Annotated in this window: 13 protein-coding genes; 2 read left to right on the top strand and 11 right to left on the bottom strand. The window is 60.2% G+C overall.

Going from position 1 to position 13,842, the window contains the following annotated elements; genetic code table 11:
- Window positions 1-3: 3 nt before the first annotated feature.
- Together ACQ4OB_RS02520 and ACQ4OB_RS02515 are read right to left on the bottom strand one after the other, a co-directional pair.
- The gene (locus tag ACQ4OB_RS02520; protein ID WP_430955056.1) at window positions 4-1,395 is read right to left on the bottom strand and encodes an aldehyde dehydrogenase family protein; all 1,392 of its coding nucleotides are present in this window, start codon (window positions 1,393-1,395) and stop codon (window positions 4-6) included.
- A 10-nt stretch (window positions 1,396-1,405) separates the two neighbouring features.
- The gene (locus tag ACQ4OB_RS02515; RefSeq protein ID WP_102614430.1) at window positions 1,406-2,779 is read right to left on the bottom strand and encodes a glutamine synthetase family protein; all 1,374 of its coding nucleotides are present in this window, start codon (window positions 2,777-2,779) and stop codon (window positions 1,406-1,408) included.
- A gap of 212 nt (window positions 2,780-2,991) precedes the next feature.
- Between ACQ4OB_RS02515 and ACQ4OB_RS02510 the strand changes: the two genes are divergently transcribed.
- Entirely contained in the window at window positions 2,992-3,309 is a 318-nt protein-coding gene (locus ACQ4OB_RS02510) for a carboxymuconolactone decarboxylase family protein (protein ID WP_008157167.1), read from the top strand.
- 64 nt (window positions 3,310-3,373) lie between these two features.
- Here the strand turns inward: ACQ4OB_RS02510 and yghX are convergent, their stop codons facing one another.
- From yghX to glcD, 5 genes are all read right to left on the bottom strand, one after another.
- Window positions 3,374-4,261 (bottom strand): YghX family hydrolase, encoded by an 888-nt coding sequence (yghX, locus tag ACQ4OB_RS02505; RefSeq protein ID WP_430955055.1) that lies wholly within the window; start codon window positions 4,259-4,261, stop codon window positions 3,374-3,376.
- A gap of 422 nt (window positions 4,262-4,683) precedes the next feature.
- Window positions 4,684-5,085, bottom strand: coding sequence for a heme-binding protein (locus ACQ4OB_RS02500; RefSeq protein ID WP_074877152.1), 402 nt, complete (start codon window positions 5,083-5,085; stop codon window positions 4,684-4,686).
- 20 nt (window positions 5,086-5,105) lie between these two features.
- A complete protein-coding gene (gene glcF, locus ACQ4OB_RS02495; RefSeq protein ID WP_430955054.1) occupies window positions 5,106-6,323 on the bottom strand; it encodes a glycolate oxidase subunit GlcF in 1,218 nt (405 codons plus the stop codon).
- 3 nt (window positions 6,324-6,326) lie between these two features.
- Window positions 6,327-7,391 (bottom strand): glycolate oxidase subunit GlcE, encoded by a 1,065-nt coding sequence (gene glcE / locus ACQ4OB_RS02490; RefSeq protein WP_430955053.1) that lies wholly within the window; start codon window positions 7,389-7,391, stop codon window positions 6,327-6,329.
- Window positions 7,391-8,890, bottom strand: a complete 1,500-nt coding sequence (glcD, locus tag ACQ4OB_RS02485) for a glycolate oxidase subunit GlcD (protein ID WP_430955052.1) — start codon at window positions 8,888-8,890, stop codon at window positions 7,391-7,393. Before glcD ends, glcE begins: the two co-directional genes overlap by 1 nt.
- A gap of 234 nt (window positions 8,891-9,124) precedes the next feature.
- Between glcD and glcC the strand changes: the two genes are divergently transcribed.
- On the top strand, window positions 9,125-9,892 hold the full coding sequence (gene glcC, locus ACQ4OB_RS02480; protein ID WP_102614426.1) for a transcriptional regulator GlcC: 768 nt from the start codon (window positions 9,125-9,127) through the stop codon (window positions 9,890-9,892).
- A 54-nt stretch (window positions 9,893-9,946) separates the two neighbouring features.
- Here glcC and ACQ4OB_RS02475 read toward each other — a convergent pair whose 3' ends face one another.
- The 4 genes from ACQ4OB_RS02475 to ACQ4OB_RS02460 all read right to left on the bottom strand — a co-directional run bounded on the left by ACQ4OB_RS02475 (window position 9,947) and on the right by ACQ4OB_RS02460 (window position 13,624).
- Window positions 9,947-10,342 (bottom strand): putative zinc-binding protein, encoded by a 396-nt coding sequence (locus ACQ4OB_RS02475; protein WP_074877143.1) that lies wholly within the window; start codon window positions 10,340-10,342, stop codon window positions 9,947-9,949.
- A 74-nt stretch (window positions 10,343-10,416) separates the two neighbouring features.
- Window positions 10,417-11,091 (bottom strand): Crp/Fnr family transcriptional regulator, encoded by a 675-nt coding sequence (locus tag ACQ4OB_RS02470; RefSeq protein WP_074877141.1) that lies wholly within the window; start codon window positions 11,089-11,091, stop codon window positions 10,417-10,419.
- Between the two features lie 86 nt (window positions 11,092-11,177).
- Entirely contained in the window at window positions 11,178-11,825 is a 648-nt protein-coding gene (narL, locus tag ACQ4OB_RS02465) for a two-component system response regulator NarL (protein ID WP_076030943.1), read from the bottom strand.
- Window positions 11,822-13,624, bottom strand: a complete 1,803-nt coding sequence (locus tag ACQ4OB_RS02460) for a HAMP domain-containing protein (protein ID WP_074877137.1) — start codon at window positions 13,622-13,624, stop codon at window positions 11,822-11,824. Before ACQ4OB_RS02460 ends, narL begins: the two co-directional genes overlap by 4 nt.
- Window positions 13,625-13,842: the final 218 nt, after the last annotated feature.

Genomic DNA, 13,842 nt, shown 5'->3' with positions numbered 1-13,842 from the left:
GGCTTAGATCTCATGGCGCAAATGGAAGGATTTCGCGCGGGTCAGATGTTCATAACCCAAGCGCGACAGCGTGACGCCGCGCCCGCTGTTCTTCACTCCGGTCCAGGCCAGGGCCGGGTCCAGGTAATCGCAGCGGTTCATGAACACGGTGCCGGTGTCGATCTCGTTGCCCAGGCGTTCGGCGGCGTCAAGGTCTTGCGTCCAGATGGAAGCACTGAGCCCGAATTCACTGTCGTTCATCAAGGCAATGGCTTCATCGTCGCTGGCCACCGGCATGATGCCGACCACGGGACCAAAGCTCTCCTCGCGCATCACCGACATTTGATGGGTGACGTCGACTAACACTTGCGGCGCGAGGTAAGCGCTGCCCGGTGCGTCGGCGGGAAAGGTCTTTGTGTCGATCAGGGCCGTTGCGCCTTTTGACAGCGCATCGGCGATCTGCCCGCGGACGAAATCGGCCGCGCCCGGATTCACCAGCGGGCCGAGCGTGGTGGCTTCGTCCAAGGGGTTGCCCAGCACGTATTGGCGAGTCAGCGCGACGAAGCGTTCGACAAACAGCGGGTATATTTTTTCATCGACATAGATACGTTCAACTGCGCAACAGCTTTGCCCGGAATTGAAGTAGCTGCCGTCCACCAGGTTTTCCACCGCATGTTCGAGGTTGGCGTCTGCGCGGACGTAGGCCGGGTCTTTGCCGCCGAGTTCCAGGCCCACGCCGAGGAAACCCCCGAGGGCAGCATGCTCCATGGATTTACCGCCTTCGACCGAACCGGTGAAGTTCACTTGCTGCACGCGTCCAGAGGCAATGATCGCTCCGGTATAAACATGACTGAGCAGCAGGTTCTGGAACAACCCTTCGGGCATATGGGCGCGGCGAAAGGCCTCGGCGAACCGTTCACCCACCAGCAGCGTTTGCGACGCGTGTTTGAGGATCACGCTGTTGCCGGCCATCAGCGCCGGGATAATCGTGTTCACTGCCGTCAGATAGGGGTAATTCCAGGGGGCGACGACCAGCACCGTCCCCAGCGGTTCGCGTTTGATATGGCGTCGAAAACCGTTAATAGGCGTGGGTTCAATCGCCGCCAGGGCTTCAGGCGCGATGGCGATCATATGCCGGGCACGCTCTTCGAAACCGCGCAGTTCGCCAGCGCCAAAGCGCACCGGACGGCCCATCTGCCAGGCCAGTTCCGGCACGATGTCAGCCTTCATGGCCAGCATAGCGTCCACCGCGGCGTTGCAAAAAGCTGCGCGTTCGGTCAGTGGCCGGCGTTTCCATTGCGCCTGGGCGGCTTCGGCCGCCGCCAGCGCCTGGTCGATTTGCGCTGCATCGGCGCAGCGGCGTTCGGCATAGACTCGGCCATCGACCGGTGAGATGAGTTGAATCGTTGAAGTCATGATGGCGGTCTCAGTAACGTTCAAACCCGCGCTGCAGTTCCCAGTCGGTGATCCGCCGGTCGTACTCTTTCTGTTCCCATTCGGCGGTGTGCACGTAGTGGTCGATCACTTCATCGCCGAACGCTTCGCGCAACATCGTCGAGCCCTGAAGTGCGGCGCAGGCTTCGCGCAGGGTCTTCGATACTTCAGGCAAGTGTTCGTCGACGTAGGCATCGCCTTCGAAGGGCGGCGCGAGATTGAGCTTCTCGTCGATACCGGCCAGTCCTGCAGCGATCAACGCGGCGAAGGCCAGATATGGGTTGAGGTCGGCCCCGCCAATGCGGCATTCGATGCGGATGGATTTGCTGCCTTCTGCGCACAAGCGAAAGCCCGCAGTGCGATTGTCCCGACTCCACACCGCCCGGGTCGGGGCAAAGGTGCCGGCCTGGAAGCGCTTGTACGAATTGATATAAGGCGCGAGAAAACAGGTGATGTCGTTGGCGTACTTGAGCTGCCCGGCCACCCAGGAGCGCATCAAATTCGACATGCCGAACTCGGCCTTGGTGTCGAAGAACAGCGGCTTTTTACCGTTCTTGTCCCACAGCGAATTGTGGATGTGGCTGCTGGAACCGGCAGCGTCATAACGCCACTTGGCCATGAACGTGATCGCCTTGCCCTGCAATTGCGCGATCTCTTTGCAGGCGTGCTTGATGATGACGTGGTGGTCGGCCATGGTCAGCGCATCGGCGTAACGGATGTTGATCTCTTCCTGGCCCGGCCCCCATTCACCCTTGGAGTTTTCCACGGGAATGCCGCTGGCCTGCAGATGTTTGCGAATCGCCCGCAGCACTGGCTCTTCGCGGGTGGTCTGCAGGATGTTGTAGTCCTCGATGTAATGACCGGCGGTTTTCGGCTTGTGGTAATTGCGCTCGTGGATCGCCTCGTAGCTCTCGTCGAACAGATAGAACTCCAGCTCCGAGGCGAACATGCCGGTGTAACCGCGCTCGCGCAGTCGCTCAACCTGCTTTTTCAGGATCGCCCGCGGGCTGTGCGGCAGGTCGCGCCGATGGTGATGATCGAGCACATCGCAGAGCACCAGCGCCGTGCACTCGAGCCAGGGCACCCGCCGCAACGTGGCCATGTCAGGTTTGAGCACAAAGTCGCCATAGCCTTTGCTCCAGCTGGCCGCGGCGTAACCCGGCACCGGCTCCATGTCGATGTCGTCGGCCAGCAGGTAATTGCAGCAATGGGTTTCTTCATGGCCGCTGTCGATGAAAAACTCGACCTGGAATCGTTTGCCGACCAGCCGGCCTTGCATGTCCACCATGCAGACCAGAACGGTATCGATCTCGCCGGACGCGGCGGCACGCTTGAGTTGATCAAAACTGAGGAGGGGCTCGGTCATCACGTAGTCCTGCGTGAATGGTTTGGACCTGTCTGAAATAGCTGTTGCAGACGCTCTCCAGAACCAACCAAAACCTGCAGACGCGAGCATCGTGTGCAATAAGCTGCTGTAAGCGTAGCCTACTGTTGCAGTGTGCAAGTTTCGCCAATCGCAACCTGATGACTCGGACGCAGAAGTGCGAATTGATCGCCCTCCAACGCGAGGAAACAAACATGACAAAGAAGAAAGCGCACAACACCTACCAGCGTCTCGAACAGCAGTACCCGGATTACCTGGCCGCCGTGGAGGCCTTGGGTACGGCGGTGCGTCATACCGGCCCCCTGGAAGAGATCGTTGTCCAGCTGATCCAGCTCGGTGCCGCGGCGGCCATTCGCTCTGAGGGCGCGGTACACAGCCATACCCGACGGGCACTGGAGGCGGGGGCCACGCCAGAGCAGATCCGTCACACGCTGATCTCACTGACCAGCACGATCGGTTTTCCTACCGTCGTTGCGGCCATCAGTTGGGCGGATGATGTGATTGAGACGTGATGATCCTGCTCGACTGTTTGGTGCACCGCCAACTCTATTTGGCAACAGACGAGCAACCTCACTATCAAGCCAGGTACCGCCGAAACCACCCCAGCGTCCGGTCCCAGGCCAGCTTGGCTGCGGCCTCATCGTATCGAGGCGTGGAGTCATTATGAAAACCGTGGTTGGCGCCGGGGTAGATGTACACTTCATAGGTCTTGCCCGCGGCTTTCAGTGCCTTTTCATAGGCGGGCCAGCCTTCGTTGATGCGTGTATCCAGTTCACCGTAGTGCAGCATCACTGGCGCCTTGATTCGGGCGACATCCTTGGCTTCTGGCTGGCGACCATAAAAGGACACGGCAGCCCCCAGTTCCGGATAAGCCACGGCCGCGGCATTGGCGACACCACCGCCGTAGCAGAACCCGGTGATACCGACTTTTCCGCTGCTCGCGTCATGCTTCATCAACCACTCGATGGCGGCGAAAAAGTCGTTCATGAGCTTTTCCGGGTCGACGGTCGCCTGCAACTCCCGGCCTTTGTCATCGTTGCCGGGATAGCCGCCCACCGAGGTCAGGCCATCCGGGGCGAGGGCGATGAAGCCTGCCTTGGCCACACGCCGCGCGACGTCTTCGATATACGGGTTGAGCCCGCGATTTTCATGCACGACCACCACCGCTGGCACCTTGCCGGTGGCTTTCGCCGGGCGCACCAGATAGCCACGGACTTGCCCGTTACCTTTGGGTGATGGATAGGTGATGTACTCGGCAACAATGTCCGGGTCGGTAAATTCAACCTGCTCGGCGAGCGCATAATTCGGGCTCAGGGCGGCGAGCAGCGCGCTGGCGGTCAAGCTACCCAAGGTGAACAACGCCGCCCGATCCAGAAACTCACGCCGGTTGATCTTGCCGTGGGCGTAGTAGTCGTACAGTTCGAGCAGTTCCGGAGCAAAGTCTTTCGCAGTGAGACGGGGCATCTGTGCGCTTCCTCTTGGGCAGGTCGGTGAGCGATACCTATCGAGCGTAGCCGCTCACCAAAAAAAGAGGTCGGCGCCTAATGCCGGTCAGTTAAGCAATCTGCGCAACAACTCATTCTTGTAGCAGCTGGCGAAGCCTGCGTTCGGCTGCGGAGCAGTCGTAAATCCGACATCCACGGTCTGCCTGGCACACCGTGTGTTCTGAATTTGCGACTGCTTCGCAGCCGAACGCAGGCTTCGCCAGCTGCTACGGATTGTGTTGTTTCTTAACTGACCGGTATCCGGGGGGCGTGTGACTCAAGCAAACGCCTGAGATGGTTTGGGGCGCTTGCTTTTGGGATGGGCAGACGAAAGAAGCTTCCGGCAAATGGGTGAAATCAAACAATATGAAACAAATAGCCGGTTGAGTTGTGATGTTCAGTTCATTTCAAGCATTGCGCACCGGCCTTGGCCACTTGCGCATCCTGCTCGGCTTTGACCCCGGACACGCCAACCGCACCGATCACCTGGCCGTCGACAATGATCGGCACGCCGCCCTCAAGGGACGTCAGCAATGGCGCGGACAAAAAGGCGTAGCGCCCGCCGTTGACCATCTCTTCATAGCCTTTGGATTCGCGCCGACCCAGGGCCGACGTGCGGGCCTTTTCGGTGGCGATGTAGGCGCCAATCGGAGCGCAGCCGTCGAGGCGTTCGAGGGCCAGGGGATGGCCGCCGTCATCGACAATCACGATGGTCACGGCCCATTGGTTTTTCTGTGCTTCGGTGCGTGCAGCCGCGAGGATTTGGCTGACTTCGGTCTGGCTCAGTACGGCTTTGCTTTTCATGGGGACTCTCCAGTACTCGGTTAGGGCAAGGCGGCTTCGACCAGTTCGATCCAGTGCCTGACAGGGGTTCGGCCCGCACCGTCGAGGTGGGACTGACAGCCGATATTGGCGGTGACAATGACTTCGGGGTGTCCGCTTTCCAGCGCATTGAGCTTGTTGTCGCGCAGTTGCCGGGACAGTTCGGGTTGGGTCAGCGAATAGGTGCCCGCCGAGCCGCAGCACAGGTGACTGTCGGCAACCGGCGTGAGGTTGAACCCAAGACTGGTCAGAATCGCTTCCACCGCACCGCCCAGTTTCTGCGCGTGCTGCAAGGTGCAGGGGCAATGGAAGGCCAGGCGTTGGGCGCTGTGGATGCCGAGTTTTTCCAGCGGTTCGTCGCGCAGCACTTCGACCAGATCCTTGGCCAGCTCACTGACCTTTTTCGCCTTCTCGGCATAGGCCGGGTCGGTGCGGAGCAAGTGACCGTAATCTTTGATGAAGGCGCCGCAACCGCTGGCGGTTTGCACGATGGCTTCGGCACCGTTTTCAATGCTTGGCCACCACGCGTCAATGTTGCGACGGGCGCGATCCAGGCCGGCCGTCTGAGCGTCGAGGTGATAATCCACGGCGCCGCAGCATTCGGCCTCGCGGGTCGCGATGACGCTGATTCCCAGGCGATCCAGTACTCGCGCAGCGGCCGCGTTGGTATTGGGTGACAGACTCGGTTGCACGCAGCCTTCGAGCATCAGCACTTGCCGGGCGTGGCGAGTGACCGGGCGTGGCTTGGCCGGATAGATGCGGCGCGGCAACTTGATCTGCAAGGTGTTGGGCAACAACGCCCGGAACACCTGGCCACTGCTGACCAGCCCTTTGAACAATGCCGGATTGGGCACGACGCTGCGCAGTCCCTCGCGCAACAAGCGCTGACCGAGTGGGCGCGGCACCGCCGCATCGACCACCGCCCGGCCGATGTCCAGCAAGTTGTGGTAATCGACACCGGAAGGGCAGGTGGTTTCGCAGTTACGGCACGACAGGCAGCGATCCAGGTGCTGTTGGGTCTTCTGCGTGACTTCGTTGCCCTCCAGAACCTGTTTGATCAGGTAGATGCGCCCCCGCGGTCCGTCCAGTTCATCGCCGAGCAATTGATAGGTCGGGCAGGTGGCATTACAGAAACCGCAGTGCACGCAGGTGCGCAAGATGCTTTCGGCTTCTTCGGCGCGGGGCAGTTGGCGGGCTTGTTCGCTCAAGGTGGTCTGCATGGGTCAAAGCTCCGCGTACAGGCGCCCGGGGTTGAAGATGCCCCGGGGATCGAGTTGTTGCTTCAGGCTCTGGTGGTAGCGCATCAGTGCGCCAGGCAAGGGTTGAAACGGACTGTCGATCAGGCCATGGGTATAGCAGGTCACATGCCCGCCGACTTCTTCGACGATCGAGCGGATGAACGCTGCCTCCGCGTCAGATTTGAGCCAGCGCTGCGCACCGCCCCAATCGAGCAATTGGCGGCCGGGCAGGGAAAGTCGAGGTGTGTTGTGAGGGACGGACAGGCGCCAAAGTGCCTGGTCCTCATCGAAGAAGCTCAATCGATGTTCGTTGAGATCACTCCAGTACGAGGCGTCGAGCAACTCGCCGCCGAGTCGGTCATGTGCCGCAGCCACCGAGCCTTCGCCACCTTCAAGTCGCAGGTGCAGGCGTTGCCCATCGTGGCACGCAGCGCTGATCGGCAACGGCTGCTGGCCCCATTCGGCGAGGCGCAGCAAGGCGCGGTCACTGTCCATTTCCAGGCTGATGCTTAACGCTTGACGCGGCTTGGGCAGGACTTTGAGCGAGACTTCGGTGACCACGCCGAGCGAGCCGTAGCTGCCGGCCATCAAGCGCGACAGGTCGTAGCCGGCGACGTTTTTCATGACTTCGCCGCCAAAGCGCAAATGCTTGCCGTGGCCTGTAATGACGCGGGTCCCGAGGACAAAGTCCCTGACGGAGCCCGACCAGGGACGCCGTGGTCCCGACAGCCCACTGGCGATCATGCCGCCGACCGTGGCGCCGTCGCCGAAGGAGGGCGGTTCGCAGGGCAGCATCTGCTGCGCCGCGTCCAGCACTTCGGCCAGTTCTGTCAAAGGAGTGCCGCAGCGGGCGGTGATCACCAGCTCAGTCGGGTCGTAGCTGACGATGCCTCGGTGGCTGCGCGTGTCGAGCACTTCGCCTGCCACAATGCGCCCAAGAAACGCCTTGCTGTTGGAGCCTTGAATGCGCAACGGCGTGGCGTTTTGCAGCGCCTGATTGACCTGCTCCAGCAGCGAGGCGCTGTCGTCGTTGTCGTGTTCACTGCGCATCAGAAACGCTCCAGTTCAGGGAAGGGCAACTGACCCATGTGAACGTGCATGGCGCCAAACTCGGCGCAGCGGTGCAGCGTCGGGATGTTCTTGCCGGGGTTGAGCAAACCACTCGGATCGAAGGCCGCTTTGACGGCATGGAACACGGTCAACTCATCGCTATTGAACTGCGCACACATCTGATTGATTTTCTCCCGGCCCACGCCGTGTTCACCGGTAATGCTGCCACCGACCTTCACGCATAATTCGAGGATCTTGCCGCCCAGGGCTTCAGCGCGGTCGAGCTCGCCCGGTTGGTTGGCATCGAACAGAATCAGCGGGTGCATGTTGCCGTCACCGGCGTGAAAAACGTTGGCCACCCGCAGGCCGTACTCGGCTGACAACGCGGCAATCGCCTGCAGTACGCCGGGCAACTCGCGGCGCGGGATTGTCCCGTCCATGCAGTAATAATCCGGCGAGAGGCGACCCACCGCCGGGAATGCATTCTTGCGCCCGGCCCAGAAACGCACGCGTTCGGCTTCATCGCGGGCCTGGCGCACTTCGGTGGCGCCGGCCTGTTGCAGCACTTGGCGCACGCGGTCGCAGTCATCATGAACATCGGCTTCAACGCCATCGAGCTCGCACAGCAAAATGGCTTCGGCGTCGACTGGATATCCAGCGTGGATAAAGTCTTCGGCGGCGCGAATGGCCAGGTTGTCCATCATTTCCAAGCCACCGGGGATGATGCCGGCGGCAATAATGTCACCCACCGCACGGCCCGCCTTCTCGACGGAATCGAACGCCGCCAGCAACACTTTGGCGGTCTGGGGTTTGGGCAGCAGTTTGACCGTGACCTCGGTGATGACACCGAGCATGCCTTCGGAGCCAGTGAACAACGCCAGCAGATCGAAGCCCGGAGAATCGAGCGCCTGGGAACCCAGGGTCAGGTGTTCGCCGTCGACGGTGAGGATGTCGACCTTGAGCAGGTTGTGCACGGTCAGCCCATATTTCAGGCAATGCACGCCACCGGCGTTTTCCGCCACATTGCCGCCGATTGAACAAGCGATCTGCGAGGAAGGGTCCGGCGCGTAATACAAGCCAAACGGCGCTGCAGCCTGGGAAATCGCCAGATTGCGCACCCCCGGCTGTACCCGAGCCGTACGGGCGGCGGGGTCGATGTGCAGAATAGAGTTGAAGCGCGCCATTACCAGCAGCACGCCTTTTTCCAGCGGCAAGGCCCCGCCGGACAAACCGGTGCCGGCACCGCGGGCGACCACCGCGACTTGCCGCTCATGGCAGAGTCGAAGCACACCTTGCACCTCGTCAACGTTGCGTGGCAGCACCACCAGCATGGGCGTGGTTCGGTAAGCAGAAAGCCCGTCGCATTCGTACGGTTTGAGTTCTTCCTGTTGATGCAGGACTTCCAGATCCGGCCATTGTGTTTGCAGGGCTTGCAGCAAGGCAATTTTGTCGACATCGGGCAGGACGCCATCGACGCGTTCATCGTAAAGAATGTTCATAGGCGGTTGACGACCCTCAGTTGTTTTTATAGGAGGTCTGTGTCCGTTTACCACTGACTTGCATCATTGGCCTGAGGCGCTCTACTGTCTATGTGTTGTTTGGCTGGTCGAACCAGTTTTTTATTCGATGGTTCTTTATTGATTTAAAAAAGATGTTCTAAAACATAAATATAGCTTGGTGTTTGAACATCTGTTGTTTTGGTAGTGAGGCTGGTCATACCAGTTGGAGAGTCGATGGAAAGGGCAGAAACGAACCGTAATCCGCAAGTCGCAGACGTGGTCTGTGAGCGTATTGAGCGTCTGATCGTCGACGGGGTGCTCAAGACCGGGCAATTGTTGCCGTCGGAACGTCGTCTGACCGAAAAACTCGGCGTTTCCCGCACGGCACTTCGCGAGGGCCTGAAGTTGTTGCGCGCTCGCGGGATTATCAAGACAGAGCAGGGCAAAGGCTCTTTTGTGGCCGATCTTTCGGGACACGGTGCCGCGTCGCCGTTGATGCACTTGTTCAGCTCACAACCGCGCACACTCTACGATTTGTTCGAGGTCCGCAGCCTGCTCGAAGGCGAGTCCGCACGCCTGGCAGCGTTGCGCGGAACCGACGCCGATTTCGTCCTCATCACCCGCAGCTACGAGGCGTTGTGTAATGCCCATAGCCGCTCGCTGGAGGCAAGCGAACACGCCCGGCTCGATCACGCGTTCCACCTGGCGATTTGCGAGGCTTCGCACAACCCGGTGCTGGTGCAGACCTTGCGCTCGCTGACGGACTTGCTGCTGAGCACGGTGTTTGCCTCGGTCAATAACCTTTACCACCGCGAACCGCAAAAGCGTCAGATCGACCGTCAACATGCGCGGCTCTACAACGCCGTCACCGGCCGTATGCCCGAACAGGCGCGCAAGGCGGCCATCGCGCATATCCAGAGCATTTGCGAGAACCTCAAGGAAATCGAAAGCGAGGAACAACGTCTGGTCAGGGCCACGCTGCGACTTGAAGGTTGGGCGTAAGGCCCGGTCCGCCTTCGCGAGCAGGCTCGCTCCCACATTTGCTCTGCGTTGACTTCAAACCATCAGTTCAGAGGCGTGATTCTGTCGAGCATCACTGGCAATCAGCTGCCCGATCTGTACAAACAACTCATCACTCTCTGCTTGCGTGCAATCCTCGCCATAACGCTTGCGCAACCCGTAATGGCTAAGAATCAGATGCACATCCGCGTGCAGGCCATGCTGCTTCAGGCAATTTTCAACACATTGCAACGGGCAACCATCCAACGCAAAAATCCGCCGCCCCGAACGTGCCTTGTTGACCAGCGCCGCCACGTGCCCGCCGACCCCGACGATGCAGGACATTTCCGCCACGCCGCTGCGATCCAGCCGCACGGCCAGGGTGTTGGCCAGTTGGGCGACGTTGGAGCAGCCTGAGCAGGAGTAAATCAAGGGCAAGGTTGAACGGGGCATGAGCGCTCTCCATGGATGGACCTCTTCAGTGTGCAAGGCCGGTGGCATTGCGCATTGACTGCTATCAATTCCGTCTATTGGAAGGCCGCGAGATCCTCTTCGGCGAGGATGCTGATATTGCGCCGTTCCATGGCAATCAGGCCGCTGTCCACCAGACGGTGCAGGATTCGCGAAAAGGTTTCCGGCTGAATACCCAGCTTCGAGGCGACCAGACGTTTGGACACCTGCAAGACAATCAAGCCGCTGACCGGGTTGCGTTCCTGGAACAGAAAATTGATCACCCGCCGGCTCGCACTGGCCATGGTCAAGGTGTCGATGTCGCGCAGGCGCAGGTGCAAGTGCACGCTCATACTCGCGAGGATCGCCAGGCAAACTTTCGGCTGGTCTTCAAGGGCGTTGCGGTAATGGCTGCCCTCGATACTCACCAGCACGCTGTCCTTCAGCGCCGTTGCGCTCACCGGGTAGAGACGGGCCTGGCTGAACAGCAAGGCTTCGGCAAAGGTCTGGCCGGGGTGAATGATCTCCACCAGGTTCTCCTGGCCTTCACCGGTCAGCCGGTACAACTTGATCTGGCCGCTGACCAGCAGGAAAAAACGCTTGGCCGGGTCGCCCTGGTGCATGAGCGTGCTGTGACAGGCCAGGCGCTTGAGCATGGCCAGGCCGCAGACTTCCTCGAAGATTTTCTCCGGCAACTGGCTGAACAGATGATGACGGCGCAACGTTAAAACGATGGAAGGGTGGGTCAGCATGGCGTACCTCCGCTGACGCTCATAGTAGAGAGCGCCGGCCGGATGACCTATGCCTCTGCCGGCCTACCTCCAAAGAGGCATGCCTGTCAGCCGGCATTGCGCAGGTGCTCCATGGCCCACACCGCTGCCTCGACCCGCGAGCGCAAACCGAGTTTGTGCAGCAGGTTTTTCACGTGAACCTTGACCGTGCCTTCGGTGATGCCCAGCTTGTGCCCGATGACCTTGTTGCTGAAGCCGCTGGCGATGGTTTTCAGCACCTGGCGTTCACGCTCGGTCAGTTCCACCACAGTCTGGCGCTGCGGTGAGCGCAGGGCCTGGGCCATGACCTGGGTCAGCCCCGGGCTGATCACCAATTCGCCGTTCAAGGCATTGCGGATGTACTGAATCAACAGTTCGGGCTCCATGTCCTTGAGCAGGTAGCCGTCGGCATCCAGACGCAGTGCGTCGCGAATATCGTCTTCGGCATCCGAGACCGTAAACAGCAACACCTTGCCGGTGTAGTGCATCGCCCGTAATTGGCGCAGGGTTTCAATGCCATTCATCAGCGGCATGTTGTTATCGAGCAGCACCAGATCCGGTTGCAGCGGTTCGATCATGCTGAGGGCTTCTTCACCGTTATTGGCTTCGCCGACGATCAGGAAATCATCTTCAAGTTCGAGCATCTGACGGATGCCGTGACGCATCATCGGGTGGTCGTCGACCAGCAGGATGGTGTGTTGCAGGGACGGGTTCATGTGACGCTACCTTCTGTTTGCTGCCCGAGAAACTCCGGTTGGAATTCCAGTTGGACGCGGGTGCCTTGCGGCTCCCTGGACACTATTTCGAGTTGACCGCGCAGGCTGCGGGCGCGCTCATCCATGATTTTCAGACCGTGGTGTTCGCGTTGGTCGACGTTACCGCTGAAGCCACGCCCGTCGTCTTCGACGATGAGCCTGACGGTTTCACCGTCCTGACGCAGTTGCAGCCAGGCGTTTTGCGCATGGGCGTGGCGCAGGCAATTGGAGAGCGCCTCGCGGGTGATCTGCAAAATGTGGATCTGTTCGCTGGCCGATAACTGAAAGGCCAGCGCGTCAACGTGCAGGTGCACCTGGAATTCGCCGCGTCGGGAAAACTCCTCGGCGGTGTCCTTGAGTTCCTGTACCAGCCCCGCATCGTGAATCTGCAAGCGAAAGGTGGTCAGCAATTCGCGTAACTGGCGATAGGCATTGTTCAGCCCTTCGCGCAGTTCGGCGGTGACGTTTTCCAGGGTCTCGACCGGTTCGCCACGGCGCATCAGGGTCTGCAGGCGGCTGACTTGCAGCTTCATGTAGGACAAGGCCTGGGCCAGTGAGTCGTGCAGCTCGCGGGCGATGATCGTGCGTTCTTCGAGTAGCAGCAGGCGGTGATCCTGTTCCCGCTGGCGTTTGAGCGACAGCGAGGTGCCAATCAGGTTGGCCAGGGCCTGGATCAGTTGGGTTTCCCAGGCTTGCGTCGGGTGCCCGTCGACAAAGTGCGCCTTGAGTTCACCCAGTTCACTGCCCTGATTGCTGATGCTGAAGGTTTGCGGGCTGGCTTTATGGTGCTTCTGGCACGTGGCGCAATCGCTGCTGGCGCAGACTTCCCGGATGTTCGCGCCATGCAGAGCGAGCAACTGCTGGGCCGGTGCCTGCATTTGCCCTTGCAGGCACAGCGACAGGCGCAAGCCGGGCAAGCGTTGCTGGAAGCGCCGGATCAACTCATCCAGGCCTTCGGCATTGGCCAGGCGCGTGGCCAGGCTGCGACTGCTTTGGTACAGCAACTCAAGAGCGGCATTGGCTTGTTGCAGGTTCAGGGTTTTTTGCTGGACCTGACTCTCAAGGGTGCGATGGGAGTCTTCGATTGTCTCGGCCATGGCGTTGAAACTCATGGCCAACTGGCCCAGTTCATCCTGGGACTGATGGTTGACCCGCACCTTGAAATCGCCGCGACGAAAGCGCTGGGTCGCGTCCACCAACTCTTTCAAGGGCATGACGACCCCGTACTGCAACTCGTAGAGCCCAATCAGCAGGACGAACAGGGTGGTGAACAAGGCCAGACCCTGGATCACCTGTTGCCAGCCTTGCTTCTGTTCGCTTTGGCGCTGCAACAGGTTGACGAACTGGTTCAGTCGTTCAATGAAGGGCAGGGCCTGGACCTGGAAATAGGCGGCATCGCCACGCTCCAGTGCCGGGCGCAAATCCTCGTTCCATTGTTGCTGGATTTGCTCGTAGCTGAGTTGCAGCGCGGTGGTCGGACCATCTTCCAGTACCGCCTTGAGTGACTGGCTGTTGAGGCGGGTTTGCAGGCTGTCGCTGACGGCGATGATTTCTTCGCCGGTTACCCCCGCGGCCAGTTTCCAGCTCAGGTGGTAGGTCTCCATGCGCACCGAGCCGGCGGTGTTGATGGCGGCCGCATCGCCTTGGCTGAACCAGGCGATCAGTCCGGCGCTCAACGAACTGGCGAGGGCGAGGACGGCGATCAGGATCACCGCCAGCCCGGCGCGAGCGGGCAGGGAGCTGCGCAACCAGCGGATCATCAGCGCAGGTCCCGGAAGAAATCAGCAAAACAGCACACGTGGAGCTCCAGGAAGGGGTTTTGCCGCCGATCCCGGGCGCGCTACCTCTAAAGAGTTGTCGACTGATCCTTGTCAGCAAAAACCTTTGAAGAAAACCTCAAGACACTGATAAATCAATGGTTTCAGGGTTTTCCTGTACTACCTCCTTAGAGGTAGACCGCGCAAGCATAGGCCTATGC

It is taken from the genome of Pseudomonas sp. ES4 (assembly GCF_050586665.1).
GTDB lineage: Bacteria > Pseudomonadota > Gammaproteobacteria > Pseudomonadales > Pseudomonadaceae > Aquipseudomonas > Aquipseudomonas frederiksbergensis.
Note: the sequence above shows the minus strand (reverse complement) of the source record. Positions and strands in the feature narration are given on the sequence as shown.

Coding starts and splice junctions, on each gene's coding strand:
- ACQ4OB_RS02520 (WP_430955056.1), bottom strand. CDS start 1,395: ATGACTTCAACGATTCAACTCATCTCACCGGTCGATGGCCGAGTCTAT.
- ACQ4OB_RS02515 (WP_102614430.1), bottom strand. CDS start 2,779: ATGACCGAGCCCCTCCTCAGTTTTGATCAACTCAAGCGTGCCGCCGCG.
- ACQ4OB_RS02510 (WP_008157167.1), top strand. CDS start 2,992: ATGACAAAGAAGAAAGCGCACAACACCTACCAGCGTCTCGAACAGCAG.
- yghX (WP_430955055.1), bottom strand. CDS start 4,261: ATGCCCCGTCTCACTGCGAAAGACTTTGCTCCGGAACTGCTCGAACTG.
- ACQ4OB_RS02500 (WP_074877152.1), bottom strand. CDS start 5,085: ATGAAAAGCAAAGCCGTACTGAGCCAGACCGAAGTCAGCCAAATCCTC.
- glcF (WP_430955054.1), bottom strand. CDS start 6,323: ATGCAGACCACCTTGAGCGAACAAGCCCGCCAACTGCCCCGCGCCGAA.
- glcE (WP_430955053.1), bottom strand. CDS start 7,391: ATGCGCAGTGAACACGACAACGACGACAGCGCCTCGCTGCTGGAGCAG.
- glcD (WP_430955052.1), bottom strand. CDS start 8,890: ATGAACATTCTTTACGATGAACGCGTCGATGGCGTCCTGCCCGATGTC.
- glcC (WP_102614426.1), top strand. CDS start 9,125: ATGGAAAGGGCAGAAACGAACCGTAATCCGCAAGTCGCAGACGTGGTC.
- ACQ4OB_RS02475 (WP_074877143.1), bottom strand. CDS start 10,342: ATGCCCCGTTCAACCTTGCCCTTGATTTACTCCTGCTCAGGCTGCTCC.
- ACQ4OB_RS02470 (WP_074877141.1), bottom strand. CDS start 11,091: ATGCTGACCCACCCTTCCATCGTTTTAACGTTGCGCCGTCATCATCTG.
- narL (WP_076030943.1), bottom strand. CDS start 11,825: ATGAACCCGTCCCTGCAACACACCATCCTGCTGGTCGACGACCACCCG.
- ACQ4OB_RS02460 (WP_074877137.1), bottom strand. CDS start 13,624: ATGATCCGCTGGTTGCGCAGCTCCCTGCCCGCTCGCGCCGGGCTGGCG.